This window comes from Methylomonas sp. EFPC1, assembly GCF_016925515.1.
Taxonomy (GTDB): Bacteria; Pseudomonadota; Gammaproteobacteria; order Methylococcales; family Methylomonadaceae; genus Methylomonas; species Methylomonas defluvii.
Genome location: NZ_CP070494.1, coordinates 3,764,654 through 3,781,885 on the forward strand (window position 1 = coordinate 3,764,654; position 17,232 = coordinate 3,781,885).

A 17,232-nucleotide genomic window follows, 5' to 3' on the forward strand; every position below is an offset into this window, starting at 1 on the left:
CTAGGCTGAATCGCCAAAATTTTGCTTAAACAGTCGGTGCAGCAATACACTGTTTACACAAGGACTTATTCCGGTCCATTAAGAAAGGCCCGCTGAATTTCAACGCCGAGCGCGTTGTTACGCAAAATGAAATCCTGCAAAAACTGATGCAAGCCCGTCTTAAAAATGTCGGCCATCCGCCCGTAATGCAGCCGCGCATGATTTTCGCCGGCCAAGCGCAGACACTCCCGGCCCCGCTGCCGACACAGTTGCTCCAGGATAGGCGCTAGTTCGTCGTAGCAGGCATGCAAAGAGCGCGGCATGTCGTCGCGTAACACCAATAGCTCGGCCACTTTCCAGGGCTCGATGGTATCTCGAAATACTTTTTGATAGGCCTCGAATGCCGATACCGAACGCAGCAAGGAACTCCATTCGTAATAATCGACCTGACCCTCGGGAGCTTCCACGGCCGGCAACAGCAATTGATACTTGGCATCCAGCAGCCGGGCGGTATTGTCGGCCCGTTCGACAAAGCTGCCCAAACGCACAAACTTGTAACTGTCATCGCGCAACATGGTGCCGAAGGTAACACCGCGAAACAGGTGCGAACGCGATTTCACCCAATCGCAAAATTCGCTGATCTCTGCTTCTCGTAAACCTTGTCGAATCCGTTGCCTAAGTTCCAACCATAAGGCATTGACGGTCTCCCACATTTCCGAAGACATCGCCACTCGGACGGCACGCGCGTTTTCGCGCGCCGAGTTAAGAGCACTGACGATGCTGGAAGGGTTACGCTCATCCAAAGCCATGAACTGAATCACATTGACAGCAGTGTAGCCGGAGTAGTTTTTCTCGAAAGCCTCGATATCGTCGGCAATCTGCACCGGGGGTTTCCAGCGTGCGGCTTCGTCGTAGGCGCTATTGGCGACCAGTGACATCCGATAAGTCACGTCCAGCACCCGCGCCATATTCTCGGCGCGCTCGATATAACGGGCCATCCAGTAAAGATGGTCGGCGGTGCGGCTTAGCATGTTGAGTCTCCGTGCAATACCCAAGTGTCCTTAGTGCCGCCGCCCTGCGAGGAGTTCACCACCAGTGAACCTTCCCGCATCGCTACTCGGCATAAGCCTCCCGGCACCAGCGTGGTGGTTTTGCCGGACAACACAAACGGTCGCAAGTCCACATGGCGCGGCGCCACCCCTTGTTCAACCAAAGTCGGACAAGTCGACAAAGCCAGAGTCGGTTGGGCGATGTAATTGTCAGGTTCGGCCAAAATCCGCGCCCGAAAATCCTCGATCTGCTGTTTGGAGGACGTTGGTCCCACCAACATGCCATAACCGCCGGAACCCTGCACTTCCTTGACCACCAGTTCCTCCAGATGCGCCAACACATATTTCAAATCGTCGGGATTTTCCAGTTTATACGTGGGCACATTGGACAAAATAGGCTCCTCGCCCAGATAAAAACGCACCATCTCCGGTACATAGGTGTAGGTAGCTTTGTCGTCTGCCACTCCCGTGCCAATCGCGTTAGCCAGCGTGACGCCCCCATTGCGATACACCGAGACCAAGCCCGGCACACCGAGCATCGAATCTTCGCGAAACGCCAGCGGATCGAGAAAATCGTCGTCGATGCGCCGATAAATCACGTCAATGCGCTTTGGGCCTTCCGTGGTGCGCATGAACACTCCATTGTCCTTGCAAAACAAGTCCTGGCCCTCTACCAGCTCTATACCCATTTGCTGCGCCAGAAACGCATGTTCGAAATACGCACTGTTATAGGCGCCAGGAGTCAACAACACCACAGTCGGATCGTAAACACCGGGCTGCGCCACCGCCCGCAAATTGTTCAATAGCACCTGCGGATAATGCTCGACCGGCGCTACCGCATAACGGCGAAACAGTTCCGGGAACAGACGCATCATCATCTTGCGGTCTTCCAGCATGTAGGAAACCCCGGACGGTGTGCGCAGATTGTCTTCCAGCACATAAAATTCGTTCTCGGCGGTACGTACGATGTCGACGCCGGCGATATGTGCATAAATCCCACCGGGCACGTCCACGCCCTGCATTTCCGGCCGATACATCTCGTTTTCCAGAATGCTGGCGGGGACGATACCGGCTTTGATGATTTCCTGATCGTGATACAGATCGTTCAAAAACGCATTCAGCGCCGTGACTCGCTGAATCACGCCCGCCGACAACACCCGCCATTCCGTCGCGGCCAGAATCCGCGGCACCACATCAAATGGAATTAAGCGCTCAGCGCCGGCCTCGTCGCCGTAGACATTAAAAGTAATACCCACCCGCCGAAACAGCATTTCCGCTTCGCGGGACTTTTGCATCAACTGGGCATGATCGGTACTGCTCAACCACTCCGCGAAGGGTTGATACAGCCGCCGGACGCTACCGGTTGAGGTACGCATTTCATCGAAAAAAGTATTTATATTCATGACCATCTTTCAGCAATCCACATGCCAATCTTATTAATGTCTATTTATCAAAAAGTTAAATCGCCACCACATCACCCAAACCGCTTTACGCACCACATCAGTGCAGCACACATCGGTAAGCGCCCTGAAAACGACCATAGCCGTTCACACGCCATTGTCATTTCCGCAGGCGTTGATTATTGTGATCGCTCTAAACCAGCAATTGCGGCGAGGCCAGACAGATGCAAACAGCTTTTTTCACGATATTCGGTGAAGTACTATTCGACAATTTTCCGGACGGCAGCCGAATCCTCGGTGGCGCACCGTTTAATGTCGCCTGGCATTTGCAAGCTTTGGGCCGGCCAGCCCAGTTTGTCAGCCGTGTAGGTGAAGATGACGCCGGCCGCGAGATCCTCGCGGCCATGCAAAGTACCGGTATGACGCGATCTGCCATGCAGATCGACGCTACGCATCCAACCGGCAGCGTAGCGGTCAGCATAACAGACGGGCAACCCAGCTACCGGATTCTGGACCAGCAAGCTTACGACTACATTGATGCCGAGGCGTTCCATCATGCCCACAAACAGGGCTTGCTCTATCATGGCAGCCTGGCTTTACGAAACCCGGTTTCCAGACAAACATTGCTTGATATGCAACAGAACTGGAGTGGCCCGGTGTTTCTGGATGTCAATCTGCGCGCGCCCTGGTGGCAAGCGGATGAGGTCTTGGGATGGATAGCCGGCGCGGATTGGTTAAAACTGAACGATGAAGAATTGGAATTATTGCTGCCTGACCAGCAGAGCATAGACACCAAGTTGCGCCTATTGCAGCAGACATATCATTTAAAAGGCGTGGTGCTTACGCGCGGCAGCCAAGGTGCGCTGGCGCTGAATTCATCTGGGGAGTTGTTCAGTATCGCCCCCGAAAGCCATATTAAAATAGTTGATACGGTCGGTGCCGGCGATGCGTTTGCAGCAGTTTTGTTATTGGGGATTGCCGAAAACTGGCCTATGCCCGTGATGCTAAAACGGGCGCAGGAGTTTGCGTCGGCGTTGGTAGGTCAGCGCGGCGCTACCGTCGCCGACCCAGCGTTTTATCAAGGATTTATTGAAGCCTGGCAATAGCAGAGGCGTAATGTCTTGTGCCTCTGCGGCACTAATCAAGACTGTTGTCTGGCAGGCACACCGTCTGACCAATCGTCAGACTGGGCGGAGAAAAACTTTTTAAATGTCGGCATGAAGCTGGCGGTGATCGGGATCGAATAAAAACAATACATGGCTGCCGCCTCGCCGGTACTGACGCCAAACAGCCATTGCGGCATGAACAAGGTCATCAACGCGCCAAAACAATGGTAGATGCCGATTCGCCAATTGTTTTTCCAGACAAACGCGCTGAAGGCCAGGGCAAACAGGGAGCCATGGGTTACCAGCAAACCAAAGGCGCTGGAGATCGCATAACCGATATGGTAAATGCCCATGAACAGACAGGAGTTCATCCGGCCGATGAAATTAGGGTCAATATCAAACAGCTGCCAGTCGTTCGGCAAGCGGGTCAAAATCAAAAACAAACCGCTCAAAGAGCTGCCGACAATAAAAGCTTTCTTCAAGGCCTTAGGGTCCGACGAATACGTCGCCAAAGCCGGCATGATCGCAAAGGCTTGCAGGCTGATATGCACCGACGACAATTCGCTTAGAAAAAGATTGCTGCCGTAGCCGCACTGATCGGCTACCGGATACGCAAAATACTGAATAAATTCCATCAACGAGAAGTGAAAAATGGCGTAAGCCCTCGCCAGTTTCACCCAAAAGGTTTCGTCCTTATCCAGGAAGGTTACCGTGGAGGCAACGAGCCCCGCCACTCCCAGGCCCAAAGACATATTGGCACTAAAACACATGGTTAATCCGTCATTTAAATTTTTAGAAGCGGCGCGTACCTTGTCGCAGTCGCCGGTTTGATTTATGAGTGCCGGCCATTTTTGCCGGAAGGCAAAGATACACGTAGCGGCGTTTTATTGCAGCAATTTTGTGGGAATTAATCGCTAGCCGCCTGAATACGGCCGAACTAGTGCGGCCGATTGGCCAACTCAATCTGTTCTATCAACTGTTCGGCACCCTCCAACTCTCGATCATAAACATCGGTGCGATAAGCCTCGCCATTCAGCGTAACCGCGGATGCCGATACCAAACCGTCGGCTTTTTCTATGTTGATACGGGTTAATGTAGACAAGCCTGGCTGCAAGGGATTGGCCTTGAGTTCCGCGGCATCCAGCGCGATACGCACCTGCAAACGCTCGGCGATATGAATGAAATTACCGGTAGCATTATCGGTCGGCAACACTGCAAAGATGCTGCCGGTACCTGGATTGATGCCTTGCACCCGGCCGTGATACATCCGTTCGTCGCCATACGCCGCCACGCGAATTTCCGCCGCTTGCCCCGGCCTGACCCCGGCGATCTGACTTTCCAGAAAGTTGGCTTCTATCCATAGATCGTCGAGCGGCACGATAGCCAGTAAGGGCGCACCAGCCTTCAGCGTATCGCCGACTTGCACCTTGCGTTTGGCCACGCAACCGGACACCGGCGCCACCAGATTTCGGCGCTGAAAATCCAGAAACGCTTGGCGCAAGCGGCTCTTAGCTTTTTCCACCGCAGGATGATTATCGATACCCGAATCCAGCAATTGCGCCTCAATACTGCTTTGTTCGGCGCGAATTTCTTTAATCGCCGCCTGCAGTTCGTGGCTTTTATCTTGGGCATTTTGTAGCTGTTGATCGGAAACCGCCCCATCCTTAGCCGCTGCGTTAAAGCGCGCCAAGTCATGATCAACCTGTGCCAGCAAAGCTTGTTTCACCAAGGCCCGCTGCTTCAGCGTCTCGGCTTTGGCCTGCAAACTGACGATATTCCGCACCGCTTCCGCCAATTCGGCTTGCGTCTGCTGCAAGGCAATGCCGGCATGCACACCATCCAGCCGAACCAAGACCTGGCCTTTTTCCACGCACTGGGTGTTTTCCGCCAATACTTCGATCACGGTACCGTCAGTCTGGGTTTTCAACGTAATTAAATGCCCGGCCACGAAGGCGTCGTCGGTGGCGATCCAGTCGCGATGCTCCAGCCACCAATAAGCCAGATAAGCCAAACCGGCCAGCAGCAAAGCCAAGGTGACGCCTTGCAAGCGGCGCCGGCGTTGGCGCAGAATTTCTCGAGGACGAATTTTTTTTGGCATGTTTGCGGTCATGGCTTTGCGGGTTTAGTGTCGCTGTAGCCGCCGCCCAGCGCTTTGATGATATTAATCTCGGCTTTGTGTCGCTCGCCCACCAGAGCCGCCAAGCGAAACTGTTGTTGATAGACCTCCAATTTAGCCAAACTCGGCGCGGCGCGATCAGACAAGCCATGAATGCGTAAACTGTCGGCCAGCTTGTCAGCGGCTAATGCGTCGGCCAAGCTTTGCCTCTGTGCCGCCAGGCGCTCATCCAGCTCGCGCCAACGGCTCAGCGCATCGGCCACTTCCTGCACCGCATGCACCAAGCTGCGGTTATAGCGCTCGACAGCGGCTTCGTAAGCAGACTCTTGATACGCCAAATTGGCGCGCAGGCGGCCGCCTTCGAAGATCGGAAACTCGATGGACGGCCCGACCGCGTAAGCCAGACTGGAACCTTGCAACAACACGTCGCTCAAGCTGACGCTGTGCAAGCCGGTGAAGGCCACCAGATTGACGTCCGGATAAAACGCCGTCTCGGCCACCTTGATTTCCTCGGCCGCCGCCTCGGCATGCAGCCGCGCCGCGCTAATATCGGGACGATGCGCCAGTAAATGCAGCGGCAAATCCACCGGCAGGGTTAACGCTTGCTCAAACTGATCGGGTTCGATGACGATGCCAGCCCCCCAATCAGGCCCCTTCCCAGCCAGCGCCGCTAACAAATTTTTACTTAACGCCACGTCGGCGCGCGCCGCAGCCAAACCTTGTTCGGCGTTAGCAAGGGCTATTCTGGCCTGCAATAGCGGTGCGTCGGGGGCCAAACCGGTCGCCAAACGTGTCTGTTCAAATTGCAACAAGGCCCGCCGCTCGGCGACGATGTTCTCGGCGATGCCTTGCTTTTCGCTGACAGCCAGCAGCTCGAAATATGCCTTGGCCACGGCAGACGCCAGTAACAGCCGCGCATCGGCCAACTCCGCCGCGGCCGCCAGCGAGCGGCCAACCGCGCCTTGCAGGGCCGCCGCGTCGCGTCCCCAAAAGTCCAGGTGATAACGCAAGATCAAAGGATTAATCAGCATCTGCCGAAAGTTCTCGCCGGCCAGTTTGGCTTGCACGCTGTTCGCCGAGAAGCGCTGCGCCGAGAAGCTAACATTGGCATCAACCGTCGGATACAGTTCGGCCGCCTGCGCATCGACCATCGCCTGTGACTGCCGCAACCGGGCCGCTGTGGCCTTCAAATCCGGATTATCGGCCAGCACCGCGCTTATCAAGCGCTGCAATTCCGGGCTGGCGAAACCAGTCCACCAATCCGGCGCCGGCCAGGCATCGCTGCTTGCGAAACTGCCGCGCGCATCAGCAACGGTGTTGGTCATGTCAGGCATGGGTAACAGACTGGCGCGCGTAGTTTCTTCTCCACCGAACCGGGCGCAACTTGACGAAATACCCAACATTAACGCCAGTGCAATGAATCGGCGTACAGACATTAGGCCTCCTCCGCGAGTAATTCCTGAGTTTCCCGGCGCAGTTCCTGCTCGACACTGACTTTCACCGGGGTGCGAGTCGGGTGCGCAAACCAGACCAACGCCGCCATGCCGACAAACACGCAACCGGCCATCCAGAACGCATCGTTCATGGCGTGTAACACCGCATCACGTCCGGCCAGCTTGGCATATTTGGTCAACGCCGCCGGCTCTGCAAATCCCAAGGCATTTAGCGTTGCCAAGGCAGGATGATCTGACAATTCAAACGCGCCGTGATTTTCGGCAAAGCGGGTCAGATGCTGCGGCGCCCGCCGGTACAGCACGATGCCTTGCACGGCAATGCCGATTGCCCCGGCCGCTATCCGCAACAGATTAGCCAATTCCAGCGCCCGCCATTGCCGTTCGGCTGGCAAGCCGTGCAGCAGCAAAGCGGTCATCGGCACGAAAAAGCTGCCCAGGCAGGCGCCCTCCAGCAACTTCGGCCAGAACAATTGGGCAAACGAGTCCGGATCGTCGAAGCGACTCAGCCAAAAATAGGTGGCGGCGAATCCGAGCAAATTCGCACTCGCCAACAGCCGGGCATCACAGCGTTTGACGATCTCGTGCAAGACGCTGGCCATCGGCTTGGCGCAGATAGCCATCGGCAGAAATACCAAACCGGCTTCCCACGACGAATAGCCGAACGCCAGTTGTAACTGTACGATGAGCAAGGACAGCAAGCCTTGAAAATACAGAAAGCCGGTGAATAAAATGAATACGCCAATGCTGAAATTGCGGTGGGCAAACAGGCGAATATCCAAAAATGGCCGGCGCACGTGCAATTCCCACACCACCCAATACATCAGCAAAGCGCCTATCAACGCGATTAAGCCTTTGATGTAAGCCGAATTGGTCCAGTCCCAATCGTTGCCCTGGTTCAACAAAGTCTGCAAAGCAAACACCAGCATTACCGATAAGATAAAACCCACGCTATCGAAGCGCTGCCAGGATCGCCGGTGACCGCGCCGATACAACAGCGCGCCGACGATACCGGCAATCGCCAATGCCGCCGGGATGTTGAGCCAAAACAGCCAGCGCCAACCCAAGTTATCGGCTATCCAACCACCCAAAGGCGGGCCAAAAGTGAACGGCGTCAACGTGAATAGGCTCCAGATACCGATACCTAGCGATTTGCGTCTATCGGGATATTCCTTCAACAACAAGGCCTGACCCAAGGGCAGCGTCAAGCCGCCGGCAAATCCCAGCACAATGCGGCCAGCCAGATAGCCGTAAAAGGCAGTGCAATAGGCGCAGAGGAAAGAGGCCAAGGCAAACGCCAGGAAAGCCGCAACGAAGGGCCGGTATTCACCGAAGCGCCGCGCCAACCAGCCGCCCACCGGAAACGCCAGCGCCAGCGCTATCATATAATCGGTTTGGGTCCAGGTCGCAAAACTGGGCGGCACGCCCAAGCCGCCGGCTACTCTGGGCAGCATGGCGATATAAGCGCCGGCATTGAAGATCACCAGCGCATGCCCGAAACCCAGACACAGATTAAACAGCGTAAAACGCCAGCCGCGCAGGCGTTTTTGATAGACAACGCTCATCGGGTTATTGGCCGTGTCATCGCTCTAAGTTTCATCGGCTTGAGACGGCATGCGCAGACCGATGTCGCCCAAACTTTGCCGCAACAGCGGGACCGCCATATCGCCAATCAATTGCTTAAACGCTGCGCCATCGTTATCCAGGGAGGCGAGCGCCTGTTCGTCAACCTTAAAACTCTCCGAAAGCGTGCGGGCGATAACGTTGCGCGACACCGGATCGATGAGCTTGATCATTAGCTGCAAAGACGTTTGTCCCTCGAAGATTCGATACCGGCCGATACCCACCTCTATCACCGCATCGTAGCGGCCCATCGCCACATAATCGACTGGCGTGGTGTTCTGACCGTACCAGGCCTGAATCGCCTGATGCCAATGTTGCAAACTGGCGTCGCCCACCGTTGGCAACGGGTAATACTCGCGGCTCAATTCCCCTTTACGATTTTCCGCAGACAGTAATCCGCGCAATTTCTGCGCAGCGGCCTTGGCCGGTGTCCAAAGCAAATCGGCACTCGCCGAACCGTCCGCGGCTGTTGGCGCTGCCTTGGTCATCGAATCCACATCCGCCGTATGAGTGTCGCTGACCATGCCCGCAACCACGATGCCGCCAGCGGTCTGATACAGTCCGGTGGGCAGTGCATAACCCAAGGCCATGTTTTCGAAATGTCGATAAGCCGGATCGCGCCGCTCGATCAAATCCGGTATTACTTCCAGCGGCGGCGCTTGCACCGGCACAATCAAGAAACTGTGCAATTGATCGATTTGTGACGCGACCGGCTTAATACTCGGCGCCGTACATGCCACCAACAGCCATGGCAAAGCCAATCCCAACAGGACTTTTTTGTGGCCGGCAAATAGCCAGGTAAACGAACATTTTGAAGTTTTCATGATTTCCTCCGCGCCAGCGAATGCCATCGAATCGATACATTAATAAGATGGCACTATAAAAACCGCTTTGATATAAGACAAGCGATATTTATTGGACTTTAATATCGACAAATGCAATATTAAAACCATGGACATTGATCAAATCAGAACCTTTTTAAGCGTCGCGGCCAACGGCAGCTTTTTGGAAGCCGCCAATCGCCTGTACGTGACGCAATCCACCGTCAGCACCCGAATCCAGCGCCTGGAAGCCTATTTGGGCGTCACGTTGTTTGTCCGTAATCGCTCCGGCGCTACCTTGACCTTGCCGGGCCGGCGTTTTTTGCGGCATGCCAAATCCTTGCTATTAACACTGGAACAAGCCCGGCACGACATTGGCCTACCCAGCCGGTTTCGCGGCAGCATCAGCATTGGGGCGCGGATTGCCTTGTGCGAAACCTTGTTGCCGGAATGGATATGCGCGATAAGACAGGCTATGCCGGATATTTCCATCCGTAGCGATATCGGTTTTGAAGAAGACTTGATGCGCAGTTTGGTGGAAGGCGCATTGGACATCGGCTTGATGTACACCCCCCAGCACAGCCCTGGCCTGCAAATCGAACATTTGTTCGACGAAACATTGGTGCTGTTGACCACCGATCCCAAACAGCCCTGGCCAAACGACGATTACATTTATGTCGATTGGGCACCCGGGTTTTATGCTCAGCACAGTAATAGCTACCCCAACCTGGAACGGCCGGCGCAGGTGGTCAATATCGGCTGGATGGCGGTACAACTGATTCTGGCGCAAGGCCGCGGCTCCAGCTTCCTGCCGGTACGCCTGGCCGAACCATTGCTACAAGCCGGCAAACTATTTCCGGTCGCCGACAGCCCGCAATTCAAATTACCGGCCTACATGGTGTCGCAGCGCGATAACGATTCGGCGGTTTTACAGCAGGTGCTGGCGCAGATCCGCATCTTGGCGGCGCTGGAGCGGCAAAAGGTTTATGTGCTGCCCGATCAATCCAAGGTGGCCGACGCGACATGAAATGCATCGGCATGGATGTCCTGCAAGGCCGCGCCATGCAAAAACGCTTGGCGTTTGGTCTGATGCACCATGTCCGGATGGCCGCATAAATACAGCCGCCAACCTTTCAGACTAGGCAAACTCGCCATCGCCACGTCGTTGGCCCGGCCCCTGGCCACGCCATCAGGCGCATCGCCGCGTGAGATACAGGCGGTGTAATGGAAATTTGAGTATTGGTCGGCAAGCGCCTGCATTTCCTCGATCCAATACAAACCATCCATCTCGCGGCTGCCATGGAACAGATGAATATCGCCGCTGTGGCCGTGGTGCAAAGCCTCGCTGACTATGCCCGCCAATGGCGCCAAACCGCTGCCGGTGCCGATCAGCAATAGATTTTTCTCCGGAGCGGTCGGCAGGTAATAACACAGGCCCTGCGGATCAGATACCTCGAGTTTGTCGCCTACCTGAAGTTCCCGGTGCGCCCATTCGCTGAAGCGGCCTCCGGCCAAGCGGCGGATATGAAAACTTAATTTGTTGGCTTGCAAGCGATTGTTGGCAATCGAATAACTACGGGTCAATCCGTCGGCGCGTTTCAGATTCACGAACTGGCCGGCGTAATAATCCATGGTTTCCCGGCACCGCAAGGTGAGTTGCAGCGTCTCCGCATTCAACAAACTTTTTTCAATTACCGTCGCTTCGGTGAAAAAATCGGCGGGCGGGCTAATGCTGATAGACATATCCTGCTGCGGATAACACAGACAGGCTAGGAAATGATTCTGATGGCGCAACACTTCTTTTAAACCGTCTTGCGCCGCCAGCGGTGGCGGGCCCTGCAAGCTGCGCACCATACAGCTCTGACAGGCGCCCTGCCGACAACCATAGGGGATGTCGATGTTTTCGCGCAGACACGCGTCCAGCACGGTTTCACCAGACTCGCAAATAATATCGCGGTCGTTCACGCTGAGTTTATACAAGCTCATCCCCTACTCCAGCGCCTAGCGGTCCAAGACGTCGTTACGCGTGCTTTCGGCAATAGCCGCGACTTGATTGATCAGCTCTTGCGGCACGTTCAGCTCTTGTAAGGTAGCCGCCAGATCCTCGACCACCGCGTCAAAATGCGAATCGTCCAAACCCAGTTTTTTTACCAGATGCGCATGGGCCTGACGCATATCGGCGCCGGAATAGTTATTAGGACCGCCGAAGGCCATGGTTAAAAATGACTTTTGTTTGGCTGCTTGCTTGTCCATATCGGTGTTATCGAAAAAGCGGTTGATGCGGTGATCGCTCAAGACTTTGCGATAAAAAATATCGACGGCTGCATTAACGGCCGCTTCGCCGCCTAGTTGTTCGTAAAGAGTTGCCGTGGTTTCGCTCATGATGGTCTGCCTTTCGTTGCAAATAAAAAAATGCGGCTGTTCAAAGCCGAGCGCAGAGTAAGCGAAAAAAAACACTTTTGCAATATTTTTATTATAAAAGTTATTTATATGGCAAAAATAGGCTTGTAGTGCTTTGCCTGCCAGTTGATCCGGCGTAGAATGCCGCATCCCTTATTTCCGACCGCCCCACATTCACATGGTCAAACTCACCGGCTCACGCCAGGAACAAATCTTAAAATTACTGCTGTCCAGCGCGGCCGGTATGAGTATCGACGAGCTGGCCGCGCAATTGGAAATCTCCAGAAACGCGGTCAAACAACATCTCACCGGTTTGGAAAAAGACCAATTGGTTGCAGAAGCGGCCCTGAACAGCACCGGCGGCCGGCCTTCGCGCAATTACACGCTGACCGAACAAGGCCGTAACCGCCTGCCCAAGCAATATCCCTGGTTCTGCAACTTGTTGCTGGGCGAGTTGAAAGCTGAACTCGGTGAAACGGCTTTGCGGCAAATGCTGTGGCGTATGGGCGTTAATCTGGCACAGTCGCTGGCTCCGCAATTCAGCGGCAAAGACCCGGCACAAAAGCAAAGCGCGCTGGTGGAATTAATGCAATCGCTGGGTTATCACGCCGAAATGGACACCGAACAAGCGCAGCCGACCATTAAAGCCGTTAATTGCGTTTATCACGATCTGGCCCAGCAACATCCGGAACTGTGCGAATTCGACCGTGCGCTGATGTCCACCCTGTTGGACAAACCCATCGAGCAAACCGCCTGCATGGCCTTGCAGGATTGCGCCTGCAAATTCAAAATCTGCAATGCGGGTGCGTGAGCCAACTTGCCAACTAATCCAAACAGTTGCAACAATCTCCGGCTTTTGGCTCAAGCTGCTTAGCACAATACGAGGGTTTTTCTAAGCGGCGGCTCTCAGTGGTACAATGTCCGCTTCCAGAATGACTTTTTTGAATTGCGACCATGAGCCAACCTTTCCGTACGACAATCAGCCTGTTTAGCGGGCTGCTGTTATTGTTAACCGCCTTCTCGCTGCAAGCCGCCAGCCCGATTTTCACCCCCGCCGCTCCCAGCGTCGCGGCCTCCAGTTACTTTTTGATGGACTTCGACAGCGGCCGGGTATTGGCCGAAAAAGACGCCGACAAGCGCGTATCGCCCGCCAGCTTGACTAAAATCATGACCGCCTACGTGGTGTTCCGCGAGCTGAAAGCCGGGCATTTGACGCTGGACGAAAAAGTCACGATCAGCCAGAACGCCTGGGAAACCGGCGGCTCAAAAATGTTCGTTGAGGTAAACAAACAAGTGGCAGTCGAAGACTTGTTGCAAGGCATGATCATTCAATCGGGCAACGATGCCAGCGTCGCCTTGGCTGAACACGTCGCCGGTAGCGAACAAACCTTCGCGACGATGATGAACGAACAAGCCAGCCGCTTGGGCATGGCCAACAGCAATTTCGAAAACGCCACCGGCCTGCCCAGCCCTAACCATTACAGTTCGGCGCATGACTTGGCGACCTTAGCCCGCGCGGTGATCAAAGAGTTCCCGGAGTACTACCGCTGGGACAAACAAAAAGAATTTACTTACAACGGCATCACGCAGCAAAACCGCAACCTGCTGTTATGGCGCGACCCTTCCGTTGACGGCTTGAAAACCGGTTTTACCGACGATGCCGGCTATTGCATGGTGGCCTCCGCCAAACGCGAAGATATGCGTTTGATTTCGGTGGTCATGGGTACAGCCAGCGCCGGCGCACGCTCCAACGAGAGCCAATCGCTGCTGAATTACGGTTTCCGCTTCTTCGAAACCCACCGTCTGTACGAAGGCAATAAGCCTTTGGGCGAAGCGCGGGTCAGAAAAGGCGTGACCTCCAAAGTCCCGGTCGGTTTACCGGAAGACCTGTATGTCACCGCTCCGCGCAAACACTTTAACGAACTGAAAGCCGAAACGCAGATCGACAAAGGCGTATTCGCGCCGTTGAACAAGGGCGACACGGTCGGCAACCTGAACATTTCGTTGGCTGGCGAATCCATCCTCAGCAAACCGCTGGTGGCTTTGGATGCTGTCGCCGAGGGCGGCATTTTCCGCCGTCTCTACGACGCAGCCATTGGCTTACTGGAAAAAGAATGACCGAGCAAGTCTATCTGAACGGCGCTTATCTGCCATTAGCCGACGCCAAAGTGTCGGTGCTGGATCGCGGTTTTTTATTCGGCGATGGCGTCTACGAAGTGATTCCGGCTTATAACGGCCGGCTGTTCAGACTGGAAGACCATATCGCCCGGCTCAACAACAGCCTGAACGGCATCCGTTTACCGTTGCCTCACAGCGTCGCGGACTGGGAAGCGATTTTCCGGCCGCTGCTGGCAGATGACCGCGATCAATACATTTACCTGCAAGTCACCCGCGGCTATGCGCCGAAACGCGATCACGGTTTCCCCGAACAAATCGTACCGACCATATTTGCAATGTCTGCGGACATCAAGCCGTTCGCCGGCCGAGTCGACGGCATCAAGGCGATTACGCTGGACGACATCCGTTGGCAGCTCTGCAACATCAAAGCCATTACATTGCTGGGCAACATTCTGCTTAGGCAGGAGGCGCTGGATCAAGGCTGCGCGGAAGCGATACTGGTGCGCAACGGTTATGTCGTCGAAGGCGCGGCCAGTAATCTGTTTGCGTTGCTGGACGGCGAATTGATTACGCCGCCGAAAAGCCACGAAATCCTGCCCGGCATTACCCGCGACGTGATTCTTGAATTGGCGGCCGCGCATAACATCCCTTATCAAGAAGACATCATCGCACTGGAAGCCCTGCACAACGCCAGCGAAATCTGGGTCACCAGTTCCACCCGCGAGATCGTGCCGGTCATCGAACTGGATAGCCAGCAAGTTGGCGACGGCAAACCCGGCCCCGCCTGGCAACGCATGCACGACTTACTGCAAGCCTATAAAAAATCACTGTCATGAGCGAAACCGAAAGCTTACTGGAATTTCCCTGCCAATTCCCTATCAAGGTGATGGGCAAACATAGCGACAATTTCGACGCCATCGTCGTGGAAATCGTCCGCCGCCATGTCCCGGACATTCTAGAAGGCGCGGTCACCACACGACCCAGCAAAGGCGGCAATTATCTGGCGGTGACGATCATGATCGAAGCCCATAGCCGCGAACAACTGGACGCCATCTACCTGGGCTTGACGGCCTGCCCTGATGTATTGATGGCGCTGTAAGCCGAACTGATGTCCAGTAAGGCGACGACTGTCCTTCGCGATCTGGGGACGCAAGACTATCTCGACGTCTGGCAAGCCATGCAGCAATTCACTGCCGAACGCGACGACAACACTGCCGATCAAATCTGGATCGTCGAGCATCCGCCGGTTTATACGCTAGGTTTAAACGGCAAGCGCGAACATTTTCTTAAAGCCAACGACATCGAAATCGTCGAAAGCGACCGCGGCGGCCAAGTGACTTATCACGGTCCCGGCCAGTTGGTGATTTACCTGTTGGCCGATTTGCGCCGTTTAAACAAAGGTCCCAGACAAATGGTGAATATTCTGGAAAACGCGGTGATAAACACCTTGCGGCAATACGGCATCGCCGCCCAAGCCGAGCCCAAGGCACCGGGCGTCTATGTCAATCAGCAAAAAATTGCTTCGCTGGGCCTGCGTATCAAGCGCGGTTGCTGTTACCATGGCCTGAGCATCAACAACGATATGAATTTGGCGCCGTTTGCAGACATCAATCCCTGCGGCTATGCCGGCTTGCAAGTCACGCAACTGGCCGATTTGGGGGTTAAGATCACTAATCAGGAACTAGCCGTGCCGGTCGTGCATCAGTTACTGCAAGCGATAGAAATCTGAAATAAGCAAATTCGACGAGCCTCGCTGGAAACAGCCAAGCTCGCGAAGACTCTAAAACCAACCCCAGTGCCCGGTGGCTATATGACCCTCAACGCCCCTTCCCGCTTCACCCCGGAAACTCATCAACGTAATGCCGACAAGCTGTCGCGGATTCCGGTAAAAGTGGAAAAGCCCGAACAAATCTTGCGCAAGCCGGACTGGATACGCATCAAATTGCCCAGCGGCGACCAAGTCAATCGCATCAAGCAATCATTGCGCGAACACCGCTTGCACACTGTCTGCGAAGAAGCCGCCTGCCCCAACTTGAGCGAATGCTTCAGCCACGGCACCGCCACCTTTATGATCATGGGCGATTTGTGCACGCGCCGCTGCCCGTTCTGCGACGTTGCCCACGGCAAACCGCAGCCTTTGGATGCGGAAGAACCGGCCAATCTGGCCGCGACCATCGCCGCAATGGCTTTGAAATACGTGGTGATCACATCCGTGAACCGCGACGACTTACGCGACGGCGGTGCCAGCCATTTTGCCGCTTGTATCGCGGCAGTGCGTAGCCAGTCGCCTAATACCACCATCGAAGTATTGGTGCCGGATTTTCGCGGCAGGATGGATACGGCGCTGGACATTCTGCAACAACAGCCGTGCGATGTGTTCAACCACAACTTGGAAACCGTGCCGCGCCTGTATCTGCAAGCCCGCCCCGGCGCCGATTACCATATTTCGCTCCAATTGCTGCAACAACACCGACAACGCTTACCCAATGTACCAACCAAATCCGGCTTGATGTTGGGCATAGGCGAGACCGAAGCGGAAGTGATTGACGTGATGAAAGACTTGCTGGCCCACGGCGTCAGCATGCTGACGTTGGGCCAGTATTTACAACCCAGCAAGGACCATTTGGCGGTACAGGAATACATTCATCCCGACCAATTTCAGCGCTATGCTGACATCGCCCGCGAATTGGGATTCAAACAGGTCGCCAGCGCGCCCTTGGTACGGTCTTCCTATCACGCCGATTTGCAGGCAGCGGGTGTTGGCAAATAGCAACACATCCCAAGCTATACAAACATCCCGATAGCGTTTGAGCTTTGTCGCATCATAGCCGTCAATCGCGCATGGATAAAGAATACGCAAGCAAGTAAATCCGGCCCGTAACTGATTCGCGGAGTGGTCTCAATTGCCAACCCGCAAGGGGCGACGTCGAACATTATATTTACTTCGGTACTCAGTGAAATCGGCTGAGCAGGTTCTTGATTTCCTCTAGCGCGTAAGCCGGCTGATTTAAGGTCATCGGTTTGTGGCTGAATAGCCGGCATCGGGCACATGGATATTAAGAGCCTAACTGCTTTTGCGTGAATAGAATACTATTTATAGGACTCTTCCCAGCCGATTATTAAAGACCGGATTAATAACAGTTGCTGCCGGACGCTGGTTTGTGCTGAA

General features: G+C 54.9%; 17 protein-coding genes. 8 read left to right on the forward strand and 9 right to left on the reverse strand.

Features of this window, described 5'->3' with window-relative positions:
- Positions 1 to 65 precede the first annotated feature (65 nt).
- Positions 66 to 1,010, reverse strand: a complete 945-nt coding sequence (locus JWZ98_RS17270; protein WP_033155700.1) for an alpha-E domain-containing protein — start codon at positions 1,008 to 1,010, stop codon at positions 66 to 68.
- Complete coding sequence (locus JWZ98_RS17275) at positions 1,004 to 2,437, reverse strand: circularly permuted type 2 ATP-grasp protein (RefSeq protein WP_205451164.1); 1,434 nt, start codon at positions 2,435 to 2,437, stop codon at positions 1,004 to 1,006. Before JWZ98_RS17275 ends, JWZ98_RS17270 begins: the two co-directional genes overlap by 7 nt.
- A 215-nt stretch (positions 2,438 to 2,652) precedes the next feature.
- Here JWZ98_RS17275 and JWZ98_RS17280 point away from each other — a divergent pair, with 215 nt between their 5' ends.
- Positions 2,653 to 3,534 carry a PfkB family carbohydrate kinase gene (locus JWZ98_RS17280; protein WP_205451165.1) on the forward strand — a complete coding sequence of 294 codons (882 nt, stop codon included), beginning with the start codon at positions 2,653 to 2,655 and terminating at the stop codon, positions 3,532 to 3,534.
- A 35-nt stretch (positions 3,535 to 3,569) separates the two neighbouring features.
- Here the strand turns inward: JWZ98_RS17280 and JWZ98_RS17285 are convergent, their stop codons facing one another.
- The 5 genes from JWZ98_RS17285 to JWZ98_RS17305 all read right to left on the reverse strand — a co-directional run bounded on the left by JWZ98_RS17285 (position 3,570) and on the right by JWZ98_RS17305 (position 9,548).
- Positions 3,570 to 4,304, reverse strand: a complete 735-nt coding sequence (locus tag JWZ98_RS17285) for a DUF5765 domain-containing protein (RefSeq protein WP_033155703.1) — start codon at positions 4,302 to 4,304, stop codon at positions 3,570 to 3,572.
- Between the two features lie 167 nt (positions 4,305 to 4,471).
- Positions 4,472 to 5,632 carry an efflux RND transporter periplasmic adaptor subunit gene (locus JWZ98_RS17290; protein ID WP_240348060.1) on the reverse strand — a complete coding sequence of 387 codons (1,161 nt, stop codon included), beginning with the start codon at positions 5,630 to 5,632 and terminating at the stop codon, positions 4,472 to 4,474.
- An 8-nt stretch (positions 5,633 to 5,640) separates the two neighbouring features.
- Positions 5,641 to 7,086, reverse strand: a complete 1,446-nt coding sequence (locus JWZ98_RS17295; protein ID WP_205451167.1) for an efflux transporter outer membrane subunit — start codon at positions 7,084 to 7,086, stop codon at positions 5,641 to 5,643.
- A complete protein-coding gene (locus JWZ98_RS17300; RefSeq protein WP_205451168.1) occupies positions 7,086 to 8,666 on the reverse strand; it encodes a DHA2 family efflux MFS transporter permease subunit in 1,581 nt (526 codons plus the stop codon). Before JWZ98_RS17300 ends, JWZ98_RS17295 begins: the two co-directional genes overlap by 1 nt.
- 24 nt (positions 8,667 to 8,690) lie before the next feature.
- Positions 8,691 to 9,548, reverse strand: a complete 858-nt coding sequence (locus JWZ98_RS17305) for a hypothetical protein (protein WP_205451169.1) — start codon at positions 9,546 to 9,548, stop codon at positions 8,691 to 8,693.
- A 127-nt stretch (positions 9,549 to 9,675) separates the two neighbouring features.
- Here JWZ98_RS17305 and JWZ98_RS17310 point away from each other — a divergent pair, with 127 nt between their 5' ends.
- Positions 9,676 to 10,572 carry a LysR family transcriptional regulator gene (locus tag JWZ98_RS17310; protein ID WP_205451170.1) on the forward strand — a complete coding sequence of 299 codons (897 nt, stop codon included), beginning with the start codon at positions 9,676 to 9,678 and terminating at the stop codon, positions 10,570 to 10,572.
- Here JWZ98_RS17310 and JWZ98_RS17315 read toward each other — a convergent pair.
- Entirely contained in the window at positions 10,545 to 11,531 is a 987-nt protein-coding gene (locus JWZ98_RS17315; protein ID WP_205451171.1) for a 2Fe-2S iron-sulfur cluster-binding protein, read from the reverse strand. The genes JWZ98_RS17310 and JWZ98_RS17315 overlap by 28 nt on opposite strands.
- 15 nt (positions 11,532 to 11,546) lie before the next feature.
- Positions 11,547 to 11,927 carry a group 1 truncated hemoglobin gene (locus JWZ98_RS17320; RefSeq protein WP_020485015.1) on the reverse strand — a complete coding sequence of 127 codons (381 nt, stop codon included), beginning with the start codon at positions 11,925 to 11,927 and terminating at the stop codon, positions 11,547 to 11,549.
- Between the two features lie 196 nt (positions 11,928 to 12,123).
- Here JWZ98_RS17320 and JWZ98_RS17325 point away from each other — a divergent pair, with 196 nt between their 5' ends.
- The 6 genes from JWZ98_RS17325 (at position 12,124) to lipA (ending at position 16,833) form a co-directional block, all read left to right on the forward strand.
- Positions 12,124 to 12,756 carry an HTH domain-containing protein gene (locus JWZ98_RS17325; protein WP_026603737.1) on the forward strand — a complete coding sequence of 211 codons (633 nt, stop codon included), beginning with the start codon at positions 12,124 to 12,126 and terminating at the stop codon, positions 12,754 to 12,756.
- Between the two features lie 143 nt (positions 12,757 to 12,899).
- Complete coding sequence (locus JWZ98_RS17330; RefSeq protein WP_205451172.1) at positions 12,900 to 14,063, forward strand: D-alanyl-D-alanine carboxypeptidase family protein; 1,164 nt, start codon at positions 12,900 to 12,902, stop codon at positions 14,061 to 14,063.
- The gene (locus JWZ98_RS17335; RefSeq protein ID WP_205451173.1) at positions 14,060 to 14,899 is read left to right on the forward strand and encodes a D-amino acid aminotransferase; all 840 of its coding nucleotides are present in this window, start codon (positions 14,060 to 14,062) and stop codon (positions 14,897 to 14,899) included. The genes JWZ98_RS17330 and JWZ98_RS17335 overlap by 4 nt, the downstream gene beginning before the upstream one ends.
- Positions 14,896 to 15,162, forward strand: a complete 267-nt coding sequence (locus JWZ98_RS17340) for a DUF493 domain-containing protein (protein WP_205451174.1) — start codon at positions 14,896 to 14,898, stop codon at positions 15,160 to 15,162. The genes JWZ98_RS17335 and JWZ98_RS17340 overlap by 4 nt, the downstream gene beginning before the upstream one ends.
- Before the next feature lie 9 nt (positions 15,163 to 15,171).
- Positions 15,172 to 15,792, forward strand: a complete 621-nt coding sequence (gene lipB, locus JWZ98_RS17345; RefSeq protein WP_205451175.1) for a lipoyl(octanoyl) transferase LipB — start codon at positions 15,172 to 15,174, stop codon at positions 15,790 to 15,792.
- A gap of 81 nt (positions 15,793 to 15,873) precedes the next feature.
- A complete protein-coding gene (gene lipA, locus JWZ98_RS17350; RefSeq protein ID WP_205451176.1) occupies positions 15,874 to 16,833 on the forward strand; it encodes a lipoyl synthase in 960 nt (319 codons plus the stop codon).
- Positions 16,834 to 17,232 lie beyond the last annotated feature (399 nt).

What these genes read in the sequence shown, in the direction of transcription:
- JWZ98_RS17285 (WP_033155703.1), bottom strand. Translation starts at nt 4,304, where the DNA reads ATGTGTTTTAGTGCCAATATGTCTTTGGGCCTGGGAGTGGCGGGGCTC.
- JWZ98_RS17305 (WP_205451169.1), bottom strand. Translation starts at nt 9,548, where the DNA reads ATGAAAACTTCAAAATGTTCGTTTACCTGGCTATTTGCCGGCCACAAA.
- JWZ98_RS17315 (WP_205451171.1), bottom strand. Translation starts at nt 11,531, where the DNA reads ATGAGCTTGTATAAACTCAGCGTGAACGACCGCGATATTATTTGCGAG.
- JWZ98_RS17280 (WP_205451165.1), top strand. Translation starts at nt 2,653, where the DNA reads ATGCAAACAGCTTTTTTCACGATATTCGGTGAAGTACTATTCGACAAT.
- JWZ98_RS17275 (WP_205451164.1), bottom strand. Translation starts at nt 2,437, where the DNA reads ATGGTCATGAATATAAATACTTTTTTCGATGAAATGCGTACCTCAACC.
- JWZ98_RS17270 (WP_033155700.1), bottom strand. Translation starts at nt 1,010, where the DNA reads ATGCTAAGCCGCACCGCCGACCATCTTTACTGGATGGCCCGTTATATC.
- JWZ98_RS17300 (WP_205451168.1), bottom strand. Translation starts at nt 8,666, where the DNA reads ATGAGCGTTGTCTATCAAAAACGCCTGCGCGGCTGGCGTTTTACGCTG.
- JWZ98_RS17295 (WP_205451167.1), bottom strand. Translation starts at nt 7,086, where the DNA reads ATGTCTGTACGCCGATTCATTGCACTGGCGTTAATGTTGGGTATTTCG.
- JWZ98_RS17310 (WP_205451170.1), top strand. Translation starts at nt 9,676, where the DNA reads ATGGACATTGATCAAATCAGAACCTTTTTAAGCGTCGCGGCCAACGGC.
- JWZ98_RS17330 (WP_205451172.1), top strand. Translation starts at nt 12,900, where the DNA reads ATGAGCCAACCTTTCCGTACGACAATCAGCCTGTTTAGCGGGCTGCTG.
- JWZ98_RS17340 (WP_205451174.1), top strand. Translation starts at nt 14,896, where the DNA reads ATGAGCGAAACCGAAAGCTTACTGGAATTTCCCTGCCAATTCCCTATC.
- lipB (WP_205451175.1), top strand. Translation starts at nt 15,172, where the DNA reads ATGTCCAGTAAGGCGACGACTGTCCTTCGCGATCTGGGGACGCAAGAC.
- JWZ98_RS17325 (WP_026603737.1), top strand. Translation starts at nt 12,124, where the DNA reads ATGGTCAAACTCACCGGCTCACGCCAGGAACAAATCTTAAAATTACTG.
- lipA (WP_205451176.1), top strand. Translation starts at nt 15,874, where the DNA reads ATGACCCTCAACGCCCCTTCCCGCTTCACCCCGGAAACTCATCAACGT.
- JWZ98_RS17320 (WP_020485015.1), bottom strand. Translation starts at nt 11,927, where the DNA reads ATGAGCGAAACCACGGCAACTCTTTACGAACAACTAGGCGGCGAAGCG.
- JWZ98_RS17290 (WP_240348060.1), bottom strand. Translation starts at nt 5,632, where the DNA reads ATGCCAAAAAAAATTCGTCCTCGAGAAATTCTGCGCCAACGCCGGCGC.
- JWZ98_RS17335 (WP_205451173.1), top strand. Translation starts at nt 14,060, where the DNA reads ATGACCGAGCAAGTCTATCTGAACGGCGCTTATCTGCCATTAGCCGAC.